Raw genomic sequence first — 13,628 nt, 5'->3', positions numbered from 1 at the left:
TGCTCACCCCGCGCAAAGTTAGCTTTCACCAATGTGAAGCGCTAGGAGGTAAGGATGAGTTCACGCGACGAACAATCTGGCCTGATCCTGTTGGTGGAGGACAACCGCCAGATCGCCGAAATGGTCGGCGAATTCCTGGAGCGGCGTGGCTACTCGGTGGACTACGCGTCCGACGGCGTCAGTGCGCTGCACCTGGCGGTGACCAACAGCTACGACGTGGTGGTCCTGGATCTGATGCTGCCGGGCATGGATGGCCTGGAGGTATGCCGCAAGCTGCGCAAGGAAGCGAAGAAGTCGACGCCCGTGCTGATGCTGACCGCGCGCGACACGCTGGAGGACAAGCTGGTCGGCCTGGAGTCCGGTGCCGACGACTACCTGGTCAAGCCGTTCGAGGTGCGCGAGCTGGAAGCGCGCCTGCGCGCGCTGATCCGCCGCGACCGCCGCCAGGTGTCCACCGAAGTGCTCACCGTGGGCGACATGACCCTGGATACCGCGACGCTGCGGCTGACCCGCGCGGGCAAGGAACTGACCGTGTCGCCGATCGGCCTGAAGCTGCTGGCGATCTTGATGCGCGAATCGCCGCGCGTGGTGAGCCGGCGCGACATCGAGCGGGAGATCTGGGGCGACACGCTGCCCGACTCGGACACGCTGCGCTCGCACCTGTACAACCTGCGCCGCGTGATCGACAAACCCTTCGACCGGCCGCTGCTGCATACCATCCACTCGGCGGGCTATCGCCTGGCCGATCTGGAAGCGGAAACCCCGGGGACGAAGTCCGGCCTGGATCTGTCGCGTGCGCCGCTGGATGCGGGTGATCGTTCCTCATCCAAGAGCCAGGTGGCCTTCTCCAAGTAACGAGGATGGCAACACCGTTTCCTCCCCCCGCGACGGACGGCGCCCATCGCGGCGCCTTCCACCGCCGCATGGCCTGGTTGTTCGGCATGCAGACGGTGGCGGTGGCCGGCCTTTGCGCGCTGGGCGTGACGCACGTGCTGCCTGCCTCGGCGGTGCTGGGCCTGATCGTGGTGGTGGGCGCGACCGCGTGGTTGATCGCACGCAGGCAATGGCGGCAGGTGCGGCGCCTGGCCAGCGCCGTGCGCACCTGGGACGAGCGCAAGGCCGACCTGGGCGAATGGACGCCCGGCCATCTGCCGCGCCGCGCGGACGCGGACGTGGCGGTGCTGGCCGAAGGCCTCTACAGCTTCGCCAGCCGCATCGCCGGCTACAACCAGCGCGAGCGCAACTTCACCCGCGATGCCAGCCACGAGCTGCGCAGCCCGCTCACGGTGATCAAGATGTCGGCCGACATGCTGGCGGACGAGCCCACGCTGGGCGAGTTCGGCCAGCGCTCGGTGCAGCGCATCAAGCGCGCGACGCGCGAGATGGAGGCGCTGGTCGAAGCGTTGTTGATCCTTGCGCGCGAATCGGACAAGGGGCTCACGGAAGAGGACTTCGTGGTCAACGACGTACTGGAGCGCGAACTGCGCGACGTGCGTGAGCTGCTGGAAGGGCGCCCCGTGACGCTGCGCCTGGACGAGCCGGCGCGCTTCGCGCTGCACGGTTCGCCGCGCGTGTTCGCGGTGCTGTGCTGGCAGCTGATCCGCAACGCCTGCCAGCAGGCGGAAGAGGGCACCATCGTGATCACCGTACTCCCCGGCGCCGTGACGGTGGCCAACAAGGTGACGCCAGGTCCGGACAAAGTGGATCGCCACGGCTTCGAGCTGGCGATCGCGCAGCGCATCAGCGAGCGCTTCGCCTGGCCGCTGGAATTGCAGACGCGCGACGACCATCAGCACATCGCGCGCATCCGTTTTCCGCAACCGTTGCCGGCAAGCGTGGCGTAACAAGCTTTCGGCTCCCTCTCCCCGGCGGGGGGAGGGCTGGGGTGAGGGGAACCTGCGGAGCGCAGAAGCGGCGAGCCCGCAGCAAGCCTACGCCCGATCAAACTCCTTGCACGTGCTCACGCTCGTCATCCACGGTGACCGAAGAGAATCGCCGTGAGACCGGCCACTTCTCCGCTTGGGGAGAAGGAATGCCTTCACCATGGAGATATGACTCACCCCAGCGTCGACGCCACGGTGAAATCGCAGCCGGTCTTCGCCTTCACCTCTTCCACCGTCACGCCTTCCTGCAGCTCGATCAGGGTAAGGCCCTTGCCCTTCTCGACCTCGAACACGCATAGGTCGGTGATGATCAGGTCGACCACCTGCTTGCCGGTGAGCGGCAGATCGCACTGGTCCTTGATCTTGGGCGAGCCGTCCTTCGCGGTGTGCTCCATCAGCACGACCACGCGCTTCACGCCGCTGACCAGGTCCATGGCGCCGCCGGGGCCCTTGACCATCTTGCCCGGCACCATCCAGTTGGCGAGATCGCCGGTGCAGGAGACCTCCAAGCCGCCCAGGATGGACAGGTCGATGTGGCCGCCGCGGATCATCGCGAACGATTCGGCGCTGGAGAAGAAGCTGGAGCCGGGCAGGCTGGTGATGGTCTGCTTGCCGGCATTGATCAGGTCGGGGTCGACGTGTGCGTCGTCCGGGAACGGGCCGATGCCGAGCAGGCCGTTTTCCGATTGCAGCGTGACGTCGATACCCTGCGGGATGTAGTTGGCGACGAGCGTGGGGATGCCGATGCCGAGATTGACGTAGAAGCCGTCCCGCAGCTCTTTCGCCGCGCGCTGCGCCATGGCGATGCGGATCGGGCTCTCCTTGCCGGTATTGGCGCCGGCAACGGTGCGGAACTCGATGCGCTTCTCGTACGACGGACCCTTGACGATGCGGTCGACATAGATGCCCGGCACGTGAATCTGGTCCGGATCGAGCTCGCCCACCTCAACCAGTTCTTCCACTTCGGCCACGCAGATCTTGCCGCAGGTGGCGATCATCGGATTGAAGTTGCGCGCGGTCTTGCGGAAGACGAGGTTGCCGAGCCGGTCGCCCTTCCATGCCTTCACGATGGACACGTCGGCATGGATCGCTTCTTCCAGCACGTATTCCTTGCCATCGAAGACCTTGGTTTCCTTGCCCTCGGCGAGCTTGGTGCCGAACGCGGTGCGCGTGTAGAAGCCGGGGATGCCCGCGCCGCCGGCGCGCAGCTTCTCGGCCAGGGTGCCCTGCGGTACCAGGTGCAGTTCCAGCTCGCCGGCCAGCACCTGGCGCTCGAACTCCTTGTTCTCGCCCACGTAAGAGGCGTACACGCGCCGGACCTGGCGGGTCTTGAGCAGCGGGCCCATGCCGAAGTCGTCCACCCCGGCGTTGTTGCCGACGATGGTCAATCCCTTGGTGCCCGCCGCCAGCAGCGCCGCGATCAGGTTCTCGGGAATGCCGCACAGGCCGAAGCCGCCGGCGGCGATGGTCATGTCGTCGAACAGCAGGCCGTCGAGAGCCTTCGCCGCGCTTGCATAAACCTTGTCCATTGCAATGCCTTCTAGCAGGGGAGAGCCAGCTGCCTAGGATACGACGGAACCGGGAGGACTCATGCTGTACCAAGGTCCATGCACGCGGAGGCGGGGTCCGGGCGAGGCATGGCGGAGTCCGTCACGCAGCCGTTGCCATTCGGCTGAGTACGGCCATTTCGCTGGCTATACTCGCCCCGTCCATCGGGGAGAACGACCGTGAAGTTGCATCGCCTGCTTGCCGCCCTTGCCATCCTGGGAGCCTCCGCCATGAGCCAAGCTGCGACACCGGTGCTGGTGATCCACGGTGGGGCCGGCGTGATCAAGCGCGACATGAACCCGGCCCGCGAGAAGGCGGTGCGCGCCGCGTTGACGCAGGCGCTGCAGAACGGCTACGCCCAGCTGAAAGCCGGCAAGGCAGCGATGGACGCCGTGACCGCGGCGATCACCGTGCTGGAGAACGATCCCAACTTCAACGCCGGCCGGGGCGCCGTCTTTACCCATGACGGCAAGAACGAACTGGATGCGGCCATCATGGACGGCTCCACGCTGAAGGCCGGCGCGATCGCCGGCGTGCATCGCGTGAAGAACCCGATTCTGCTGGCGCGCGCGGTGATGGAGAAGAGCCCGCACGTGATGCTGGTGGGCGATGGCGCCGAGGCGTTCGCGAAGGAGGCGGGCATCGAATTGGTCGATCCGTCGTATTTCCGTACGGAGGAGCGCTGGCAGCAATTGCAGAAGGCGCTGAAGGAAGACGCCGAGCACCGCGCTCACGAAGATGTGGAGACGGCCAAGCACTTCGGTACGGTCGGCGCGGTGGCGCTCGATGCGCAGGGCCGCCTCGCGGCGGGCACGTCGACCGGTGGCATGACCAACAAGCGCTGGGGCCGCGTCGGCGATTCGCCGCTGATTGGTGCCGGCACCTATGCGAACAACGGTTGTGCGGTGTCGGGCACCGGCTGGGGCGAGTTCTACATCCGCACCGTCGCGGCGCACGAGATCTGCATGCGCGTGACGCAGATGCGCGTGCCGCTGAAGCGCGCGGCCGCGGAAGTGATCAACCAGGAGATTCCGTCGATGGGCGGCAACGGCGGCGCGATCGCGCTGGATACCAGCGGCAATGTGGCGATGCCTTTCAATACGGATGGCATGTTCCGTGGCTGGATTGGTGCCGACGGCGCGCCGCACGTGGCGATCTACGGCGACGAGGACGACGGCACGCACGACCCGTTGCCGGCTTCGGAGAGCAGTGCCGAGTAAGCAGGAGCTTCGCTATTGCGAGGCTGGTGGCCGGCAAGGTTGGTGAGGCAGGACCGGTGAGGTAGGGACGCCCACGTCGGACGGCGGGATGTGGAGGGAGAGGCTCGTTTTCCCTTGACGCTTCGCCCGGCTCCTCACCCCAGCCCCTCTCCAGCGGGGAGAGGGAGAGTGCTCGTCAGGGAGCGATGGTTGCGAGCTTGTCCGGCGTCAACTGCCCGCTGATGCCGCTGCGCTTGCCATCCGCGCGGATGATCAGGGTGCGCGGCAGTTCGCCGCCCCAGTCGGGATCGAGCAGATAGTTGATGCGGTCGGGCGTGTCCTCGGCATAGGCGCGTGCGGGCAGGGCATCGACGCCGGCGGCATGCAGACGCTGTGCGAGCGCATCTTGCTGGGCCACGCTGTCGGTGGCGACGGCGATCAGTTCGATCTCGCGCGGGTGCGCCCGCTGCAGCTTGAGCAGCGCCTGCAGGTTCGATTCGCAGTAAGCGCAATCGAGCGACCACAAGGCCAGCACCCGCACGCCGTGGGCGGGCGGCTTGAGCAGCGAGGGGACGTCCTCCGCCTTCAGTGCGGAAGGTGCTGCCGCCTGTGCCGCGAGCGGCAAGGCCAGGAGCAGGGCGAGCAGCGTGCGACGCATCAGAGCGCCTCCGTCGGCACCAGGCGGAAGCCGGCGGCGGTGTTCCAGGCTACGAAGGCACGGCCTTGCCATAGCAGCAATTGCGGCGAGCCGACCGCGCCGCCGCTGTTGGCGATGGGGCGCACGTCGTCGAAGCTTAGGCCCCCGTCGCGGGACTCGCGCAGCATGAGCGAACTGCCCTGGATGCCGATCTGATTCCAGACCACCCAGACCTGCTTGCCGCTGACCGCGACGTCCGCGTGATTGGCGCCGGCGACGGCCATGACCTGCGCATGCGCCGGCGGCTTGCCCGGTTCGAGCTGGCCGTAATGGATGGTCGGGCGGGTGCGGGACTCGTACCAGACCGCGTGGCGCACGCCGTCGTCGCCGATGGCCAGGCCTGGGCCGTGATGCGGGCAGCCGGCGATGTGCCAGTCGTCGAACGTCGCGCGCTGCGGTTCGAGCGGGCGGCCGTCCGCGTGCAGCACGGCATAGGCGTGATCGCGGATGTTGTCACCGAAGATGCTGCGGTAGAACGCAGCCACTTCGCCCTGCGGCGTGAGCGCCAGAGCGATGCGGCAGCATTCGCAGGTTTCGTCGGCGAGCTTGCGCTCCTCGGAGAAGCTGGCGCCGCCATCGCTGGACACGCTGGTGTAGATGGCTGCGCCCAGGTACGGCTTGCCCTTGGCGGTGGCCGCTTCCAGGTCGCGCTTGTCGATCCAGGCCATCACGATGCGTCCCTGGCCATCGACCGCCATGGCGTCGAAGCGGTGGGTGATCTCGGCGCGATCGTGGTGCACGGTGATCGGCGTGGAGAAGTGCACGCCGCCATCCGTCGAGCGCACGAAGCGCACGAAACCCGTCCACGGCTTGGCGCGTGGTTGCGACCAGCTGACGTAGATCTCGCCCTTCGGGCCGAACGCGATCTTGGGCCGGTTCTCGCCCTCGGCGTAGATCGGCTCGGCGACGGCGTTGACGTTCGCCGGCGCGCTCAGCGTGCGGCCGAAGTCGTCGGAATGGCGCAGGCGCACGTGGCCGTCGGCCGCGTCCGCCACCCACAGGCGGCCCTTGGCGTCGATGGCGGCGGTCGCGCCCAGTTCGGGGCCTTTGGTCATCGTCATGCCGGCATGCTCGTCATGTCCCTCGTGGGCAAAGAGGGTGGTGGTGGCAAGGCACAGCAGGAGTGGGGTGAGGATGCGCATGGAGGGCTCGCGAGGTCAGTAATCCCAGCGCACTTCGCCGAACCAGGTGCGGCCGGGATAGGGATGGTAGACCCAGTAGTGCTCGTTGGTCAGGTTGTCGACGCCGGCGGAGGCGGTCCATTGCGGGGCGAACTTCCAGCGGAGCTTGGCGTCGGCGACGGTGAAGCGGCTGACGGCGCCGTAGGTGTTCACGAAGTCGCTGTTGTCGAGCGAACCGTATTGGCGGCCGGAATGGCGGATCGCCAGCGAGGCATCCCAGTCCGGCGCGAAGCGGTAATCGGCGACGAGGGTGGCGCGCAGCTTCGGGATGCGCGGGAACCACTTGCCGTCCGCGAGCGGGTACTGCCGGTCCTCGAGCGTCTTCGCGCGGTTGAACGCGGCGCTGGCCTGCAGGTCCAGCCCGGGGATCCAGACGTCTTTCAGCGCCAGCTCGCCTTCGATGCCGCGCATGCGCACCTTGCCCACGTTCTGGATGTTGGTGACGGTGGGGGTGACGGTAATGTCGGTCTGCGAATACAGCGAGTCGGCGATGCGGTCCTGGAACACCGATACGCGCCAGTGTCCGTTCGCCAGCTGGCGGAACAGCGTCAGGTCGGTGGACCAGTCGCGCTCGGGCTTGAGGTTGGGGTTGCTGTTGACGATGGCGTTGGCCGACAGGCTGCCCTGGAACAGCTCGTTCACGGTGGGATAGCGCACGGCCTTGCCGCCGGCCAGCCGCAGCTGCCAGTCCTCGGCGAAGTCCCAGGCCAGCGCGGCCTTGGGCGAGAAGTCGCTGCGTTGCCGGTCGGCGTAGCGCAGCGTGGTGGTGGCGTTGGCGCGCTGGCCATCGTAGGCGCGCCATTGTTCCCAGCGGCCGCCCAGCGTGAGCGTCCAGGCAGGCGCGAAGCCCCAGACGTCCTGGACATAGGCGGCATACGTGCGAGTGCGGCCGCCGAAGGCGCTTTGCTGCGGGCCGTCGGCGCTGCCGCGCCAGTCGCTGGCCTGGCGGACGCGCGAGTCCAGCACGTAGCGGTCGCCGTGCAGGCCGGCGTACAGCGTGTGATGTTCGCCCAGCGGGCCGGAGCTGCGCAGGTCGGCGGTTTCCCAGCCGGAGCCGCCGAGGTCCGCGACCGTGCCGGGGCCGCCGAGCGGGCCGATGGGCGGAGCAAGGCTTGCGGTGTGTGTCTGCGAACGCACGAAGTCGTACTTGCTACCCACGGCGGTCCAGCGCCAGCCGTTGTCGAAGCGGCCGTTCAATTCCAGGCCGTAAAGCGCGTGCGTCTCGCGAATGGAAGCGGGTGCGAGGCCGCTGGCCGGCAGGGTCCAGGTGCGGCCGTAGGCGCTCACGACACCGGTGTAGACGGGCTGACCCGACAGGTCCCGGACGAGGCTGCGTGTGCGGTCTTCCGCATGGTTGTGCCAGTAGCCGAGCGTGAACAGCGCGGAGACGTGGTCGCCCAGGTCCACGCCCAGTTTCAGCTTGGCCTGGGTCTGCTCGGTGTGTTCGATGGTGTTGGCGCCATAGACCAGGCGCGGCGTGCCGTTCGGATTGCGGTCCAGCGTGGCGCCCTGCACGGGCACCGCGCGGGCCGCGTTGCCGCCCGTGGTGGCAGCGGCGTACTGCATCGGCTGGCCGTCGTTGTCGAGTTTGTTGACCGCGAGCAGCCAGCTCCACCGGCCTTGCTTGTTGCCGAGAGTGGCCGCGAGGTTCCGGCCGTTGTAGTGACCGCCTGCGCCATAAGCATCGCTGTAGTCCTGGCTCATGAACTGCGCCGAGGCGCTGGCCACGAGCTTGTCCGGCAGGCGCGTGTGGATCAGCACGGTAGTGCCCAGCGAGTTGCCGGGATAGAGCGCGGAATAGGGGCCATACAGCACGTCGACGGCGCCGATCTCCTCGGGCGCGACCATGCCCCAGCGCGGCGCACCGTCCCAGCCGTTGGTCATCAGGTTGGACAGCAGCAGGCCGTCGGCATAGACGAGGCTGCGCGCGCTCTGCAGCGTGCCGGCGTTGCGGCCGCTGATGACGGCGTTGGGATCGCCGACGTAGCGCTTGCGCACCTGCAGGTTGGGCGCGTACTTGAGCGCGTCGGAGCTGTCGGTGACGTGGTGCTTGTCGAGCTGGTCGCGCGTGACGCGCACCTGCACCGCGGGCGTCTCCGTCACCTGGGTGTCGCTGGCGTGGACGTGGACTGTCTCCAGCGTGGTGGACTGCTGCGGACCGGCAAAGGCGGGCGCGGCGAACAGGCCGGGCAGGGCGAGCGGTAGCGCGCGGAGGCGGAACGAACGGTTCAAAGGCACACCCTGGACCCTGGTCAAGGGTTGGCAGGATAGCCGCGGTCCCGTGACGAGGAAGGCGGCGCGTTGTCGCAGGACACCCCGCGACGCGTCAGTCCTGGTCGGGGCGTTCCCGCACGGGGTGCTTGCTCAGCTTGCGCTGCAGGGTGCGCCGATGCATGCCGAGGCGGCGGGCGGTCTCGGAGATGTTGCCGTCGCACTCGGTGAGCACGCGCTGGATGTGTTCCCACTCCAGGCGACGCAAAGCGAGCGGGGCCTCCGGCGCATCGAGCACGTCGTCGTCCACGCTGGGGGCGGTGTCGCCGTCGAGCAGGGCGCGCACCACGGCATCGGCATCCACGGGCTTGGCGAGGTAGTCGTGCGCGCCGCGCTTGATCGCCTCGACCGCGGTGGCGATCGAGGCATAGCCGGTGAGCAGCAGCACGCGCATGTCCGGTACCAGGGAGCGCAGTTCGGGGATCAGGCGCAGGCCGTTTTCCTCGCCCAGCTTCAGGTCCAGCACGCAATAGCGCGGATGGTGGCGCCGCGTGAGCGCGCGCGCATCGTCGGCGTTGCCGGCGGTGATGACCTCGAAGCCGCGCGAGCTCAGGGCACGGGCCAGGACGCGCGCGAAGGTCACGTCGTCGTCGATGATGAGCAGGGGCTGGGCGGGCTGGTCGGTCATGGTGCCTCCGGAGCGGGATGCTGCGCGTATTGTCGCGCAAGCCTGACCGCCGGGCCCGGGGGCGCGGCGAAGTGTCCCGGACGCTCAGCCTTCCGGCTGCGCGCCCACCACGGCCAGCGGCAGGCGCAGGCGCATTTCCGCGCCGCCATCGGCGGTGTTGGTGGCGGTGAGCTCGCCCTGCAAGCGCTCGGCCGTGGCTTCCGCGAGCGCCAGCCCGATGCCCAGGCCGGTCTGTTTGTGCGACTGGCCCAACGAAGCCGGCGCGCCGGTGGGGACGAAGCCGGGCCCATGGTCCGTTACCGCGAATTCCAGCCAGCCGCCTTCGCGCCGCGCGCTCAGGCCGACGGCCTGCGACTGGTTGAGGGACGACGCCTCGAACGCGTTGTTGAGCAGATTGAGCAGGGCGTGGCGCAGGCCCGGCGGCGTGCGCAAGACGATGGCGCCGGCTTCCTCGTCCAGTTGGACGTCCAGGTCCGCCTCGGGGCGCAGAAGCTGGAAGCGCTCCAGGCAGCCATGGATGAAACCATCCAGCGTGGTGCACTCGTGCACCTGCGAAAGCTGGGCTTTGCCGAAGGCGACCATCTCGCGCAGGATCGTGCGGCAGCGCTCGACCTGGCCCTCCAGCAGCATGAGGTCCTCGCCGAGCGCGGCATCGCCGGCGTGTTCCCGGCGCAGTTCCGGCAGCAGGGTGCGCATGGTCGAAAGCGGCGTGTTGAGTTCGTGCGCGGCGCCGGCCGCCTGGGTGGCGATGGCCAGGATGCCCTCGTCGCGCAGGGCGCGCTCGCGCACGCGCTGTACTTCCACCTGCTGCAGGCGCACGGCGCGCGCGAGGCGGTTGGTGAAGAAGCCCAGGAGCAGGGCGGAAATCACGAAGTTCACGCCCATGCCGGCTACGTGCAAAGTGAAGCCTGAAGGACCGAACGCGTGTTCCGGCACCGGCAGCGGCACGTACCAGATCAGCAGCATCACGTACGCCACGCACGCGAGCGCCGCCACGGCGAGAATTGCGCGTACCGACAGCGCCGCGGCGCTCAGTGCGATGGGCACCAGCAGCAAGGTAATGAACGGGTTGCTGGCGCCGCCGGTGAAATACAGCAGGTAGCCCAGCACCAGCGTGTCGGCCGCGACATGCAGGATGGTCTCCCATTCGCGCATCGGCCACGGCTGGGACAGGCGCCAGGCGGCGAACACGGCGAACACGGCGAGCGTGCCGATGCCCACCAGCAGCGGCAGCAGCGGGATGTCCAGCTTCATCCACAGCGCGCCGACCAGGACGGCCACGCTCTGCCCGGCGATGGCGCAGATGCGCAGCCAGGCCAGGGTGCGGGTGAGGGCGGTGGGACCGATGCGCTGGTGGGCGAGGGAGCGTCTCATGCGCGCATTCTAGGGCCAGGTGCGTCTTTGTCCCCGCGGCAAATGGCCCGGCGCGGAGCGTGGTTCCCCGCCGTGGATCGCCATGCACCGGGCACGAAGCCGCGTCAGGGTGGGCCGGCATCTGGTGCGGCGCGAAACAGGCGCCCGGTGCGCTATGGCATCATCACCGGTTTGTGGCTCGGGCTTCACGGCGCCTCCGCCGGACCGGGCCAGCACCCAAGCAGGACTTCAACATGGCTGCCAGCGGCTTCCGCGGACCCAAGCAAATCTGGAACGCCTTCAAGTGGTCGATGAAGGGGCTGCGCGCCGGATGGCGGCACGAGGCCTCGTTCCGCCTGGAGGCCTGCCTGGCGGTGGTGCTGATCCCGCTGGGACTGTGGCTGGGCCATGGCCCGCTGGAAAAGATCGCGCTGGTCCTGCCGGCAGTGCTGGTGCTGTCGGCGGAGCTGCTCAATTCGGCGGTGGAAGCGGTGGTGGACAAGGTCAGCCCCGAATTCCACGAGCTGGCCGGCCGCGCCAAGGACATGGGCTCGGCGGCGGTGTTCCTGCTGCTGGTGATGACGGGGCTGAGCTGGGCGCTGATCGTCGGGGCGCGCTGGCTGGGCTGACTTCCGCCGGATTGCGCAGGTCCTTGCGGGATGCTGCAATGGGACGTCCATCGGATCGGAGTCCCCTCATGAAATTCCTTCGCGCGATCGCTCTGCTGCTGCTCGTCGCCGTCCTTTCCGGCTGCGGCTACAACGCCATCCAGCGCCAGGACGAAGCGGTCAAGGCCGCCTGGTCCGAAGTCATCAACCAATATCAGCGCCGTGCGGACCTGGTGCCCAACCTGGTCAATACCGTGAAGGGCTACGCCCAGCACGAGGAAAAGGTGCTGACCGAAGTGACCAATGCGCGCGCCAAAGTCGGCACCATGCAGCTCTCGCCCGACGCGTTGAACGATCCGCAGAAGCTGCAGCAGTTCCAGCAGGCGCAGGGCGAGCTGTCCAGCGCGCTGTCGCGCCTGATGGTGGTCAGCGAGAACTACCCGCAGCTGAAGGCCGACGGCCTGTTCCAGAACCTGCAGGCGCAGCTGGAAGGCACCGAGAACCGCATCACCGTGGCGCGCAACCGCTACGTGCAGTCGGTGCAGGAATACAACTCGATGATTCGCACCTTCCCGAACAACCTCACAGCGAAGATCTTCGGCTATCAGGTGAAGCCGAACTTCACGGTAGAGAACGAGAAGGCCATCTCCACCGCGCCGACGGTCGATTTCGGCACCAGCCCGCAGCCCGCGCCCGCTGCGACGCATTGAGATGATGATGCGGCGCCTGTCACGGCTGCCGTTCCTCCTGCTGGCCCTGCTGTTTGTCGCGGCAGGGCTTTCGTCTGCGCGTGCCGACGAGGCACCGCCCAAGCTGGCGCGGCACGTGACCGATCTCACCGGCACGCTCAGCCCGCAGCAGGTAGACCAACTCGACAACCAGCTGGTCGCGCTGGAAAAGAGCAAGGGCGCGCAGCTGGTGGTGCTGATGGTACCTAGCACGCAGCCGCAGGACATCGAAAGCTATTCGCTCGCTGTGGCCGAAGCCAACAAGGTGGGCCGCAAGGGGCCGGACGATGGCGTGCTGTTGCTGATCGCCAAGAACGACCGCCGCGTGCGCATCGAGGTGGGTTACGGCCTGGAAGGCGCCATTCCCGATGCGGCGGCGAACCGGATCATCCGCGAATATCTCGCGCCGAAGTTCCGCACCAATGACTACTACGGCGGCATCAGCGACGCCGTCGGCGCCCTGACTTCATTGATCAACGACGAGGCCCTGCCGCCGCCGGTGGAAGCGGCGCACCGCGAGCGCAGCGGGCTGGGCTTGCAGGAAATGCTGTTCATCGGGGTCTTCGCCGGCCTGATGCTGCGCGGCGTACTCGGCCGTGCACGTATCTGGCTGCGCACGCCGATCGGCGCGGCATTGACCGGCGGCCTGCTGTGGCTGCTGGCGGCGACGGCCGGCGCGGCCGTGCTGGGCGCCATCGTGGGCGGCGTGATGATGTTGTTGCCGGCGGGCGCCGGGCGCTCGATCGGCGGAGGCGGCTGGGGAGGCTTCGGCGGCTGGGGCGGCGGCGGCTGGGGACGCGGCGGTGGCGGCGGTTTCGGGGGCGGCGGCGGCTTCAGCGGTGGCGGCGGCAGTTTCGGTGGCGGCGGATCCTCGGGGAGCTGGTGAGATGGGACGCAGCCAACGTTTCTTCGCGAATCTGTGCGGCGGCTGGTTCCTCATGCGCCGTGCCTTTCCGACGGCTTTGCTGGACGACATGACGCGGGCCATCGCCGATGGGGAGCGTCTGCACAGAGGCGAGGTCTGCTTCGCCGTCGAATCGCGGCTGTCGCCCTGGGACGTGCTGGAAGGCTTCGACGCGCACCGGCGCGCGGAACAGGTGTTCGCGCAGTTGCGCGTGTGGGATACCGAGCACAACAGCGGCGTGCTGTTCTACGTGCTGCTGGCGGAGCATCGCATCGAGATCGTCGCGGACCGCGGCATCGCGGCCGCCGTGCCACAGGCCGAATGGGATGCGATCTGCGCGCGCATGCGCGAGTGCTTCGCGCGTGGAGACTGGCGCGAAGGCAGCCTGAGTGGTATCGCCGCGGCGCACGCATTGTTGCAGCGACATTTCCCCGGCAACGACAAGGCCAACCCTGACGAATTGCCGGATCGGCCAGTGCTGCTCTGATCCCCGAGCGGGACGCTGATTCTCGCGCCGGGCTGGACCGGGTCGAGTTGAATTGAGTCGAGACGCGGCCACTCCTGCGGTGTTGCGGCAGATGCATCACGCCGGGTGTGCACTCAAAAAAGGGCGGGCCCGAAGGCCCGC

General features: G+C 68.1%; 13 protein-coding genes. 7 read left to right on the top strand and 6 right to left on the bottom strand.

All coding sequences use genetic code 11. The annotated features are described in order from the left end of the window. Nucleotides 1-54: 54 nt before the first annotated feature. On the top strand, nt 55-855 hold the full coding sequence (locus RKE25_RS18085) for a response regulator transcription factor (RefSeq protein WP_311839479.1): 801 nt from the start codon (nt 55-57) through the stop codon (nt 853-855). A gap of 5 nt (nt 856-860) precedes the next feature. After that, nucleotides 861-1,844 (top strand): HAMP domain-containing sensor histidine kinase, encoded by a 984-nt coding sequence (locus RKE25_RS18080; protein WP_311839478.1) that lies wholly within the window; start codon nt 861-863, stop codon nt 1,842-1,844. A 212-nt stretch (nt 1,845-2,056) separates the two neighbouring features. Here RKE25_RS18080 and RKE25_RS18075 read toward each other — a convergent pair whose 3' ends face one another. Further along, the gene (locus tag RKE25_RS18075; RefSeq protein WP_311839477.1) at nt 2,057-3,412 is read right to left on the bottom strand and encodes a 3-oxoacid CoA-transferase; all 1,356 of its coding nucleotides are present in this window, start codon (nt 3,410-3,412) and stop codon (nt 2,057-2,059) included. Nucleotides 3,413-3,661: 249 nt separating this feature from the next. Between RKE25_RS18075 and RKE25_RS18070 the strand changes: the two genes are divergently transcribed. Further along, nucleotides 3,662-4,651, top strand: a complete 990-nt coding sequence (locus RKE25_RS18070) for an isoaspartyl peptidase/L-asparaginase (protein WP_311839476.1) — start codon at nt 3,662-3,664, stop codon at nt 4,649-4,651. Nucleotides 4,652-4,826: 175 nt separating this feature from the next. On the opposite strand, the gene RKE25_RS18065 is transcribed toward RKE25_RS18070, so the two are convergent. The 5 genes from RKE25_RS18065 to RKE25_RS18045 form a co-directional block, all read right to left on the bottom strand. Then, entirely contained in the window at nt 4,827-5,288 is a 462-nt protein-coding gene (locus tag RKE25_RS18065; RefSeq protein ID WP_311839475.1) for a hypothetical protein, read from the bottom strand. Beyond that, nucleotides 5,288-6,469: a sialidase family protein gene (locus RKE25_RS18060; RefSeq protein ID WP_311839474.1), complete on the bottom strand. Its 1,182-nt coding sequence runs from the start codon at nt 6,467-6,469 to the stop codon at nt 5,288-5,290. The genes RKE25_RS18065 and RKE25_RS18060 overlap by 1 nt, the downstream gene beginning before the upstream one ends. A gap of 15 nt (nt 6,470-6,484) precedes the next feature. Then, nucleotides 6,485-8,740 (bottom strand): TonB-dependent receptor, encoded by a 2,256-nt coding sequence (locus RKE25_RS18055; RefSeq protein WP_311839473.1) that lies wholly within the window; start codon nt 8,738-8,740, stop codon nt 6,485-6,487. Nucleotides 8,741-8,834: 94 nt separating this feature from the next. Further along, nucleotides 8,835-9,407, bottom strand: coding sequence for a response regulator transcription factor (locus RKE25_RS18050; protein ID WP_311839472.1), 573 nt, complete (start codon nt 9,405-9,407; stop codon nt 8,835-8,837). Nucleotides 9,408-9,491: 84 nt separating this feature from the next. Further along, nucleotides 9,492-10,781 (bottom strand): ATP-binding protein, encoded by a 1,290-nt coding sequence (locus RKE25_RS18045; RefSeq protein WP_311839471.1) that lies wholly within the window; start codon nt 10,779-10,781, stop codon nt 9,492-9,494. Between the two features lie 233 nt (nt 10,782-11,014). Between RKE25_RS18045 and RKE25_RS18040 the strand changes: the two genes are divergently transcribed. The 4 genes from RKE25_RS18040 to RKE25_RS18025 all read left to right on the top strand — a co-directional run bounded on the left by RKE25_RS18040 (nt 11,015) and on the right by RKE25_RS18025 (nt 13,487). Beyond that, complete coding sequence (locus RKE25_RS18040; RefSeq protein ID WP_311839470.1) at nt 11,015-11,389, top strand: diacylglycerol kinase; 375 nt, start codon at nt 11,015-11,017, stop codon at nt 11,387-11,389. Between the two features lie 68 nt (nt 11,390-11,457). Next, on the top strand, nt 11,458-12,078 hold the full coding sequence (locus tag RKE25_RS18035) for a LemA family protein (protein ID WP_311839469.1): 621 nt from the start codon (nt 11,458-11,460) through the stop codon (nt 12,076-12,078). A gap of 7 nt (nt 12,079-12,085) precedes the next feature. Continuing rightward, entirely contained in the window at nt 12,086-12,982 is an 897-nt protein-coding gene (locus RKE25_RS18030) for a TPM domain-containing protein (RefSeq protein ID WP_311842426.1), read from the top strand. A 1-nt stretch (nt 12,983) separates the two neighbouring features. After that, entirely contained in the window at nt 12,984-13,487 is a 504-nt protein-coding gene (locus RKE25_RS18025; RefSeq protein WP_311839468.1) for a TPM domain-containing protein, read from the top strand. The last annotated feature ends 141 nt before the right edge of the window (nt 13,488-13,628 follow it).

The sequence above is a fragment of the Dyella sp. BiH032 genome (assembly GCF_031954525.1).
Taxonomy (GTDB): Bacteria; Pseudomonadota; Gammaproteobacteria; order Xanthomonadales; family Rhodanobacteraceae; genus Dyella_D.
Note: the sequence above shows the minus strand (reverse complement) of the source record. Positions and strands in the feature narration are given on the sequence as shown.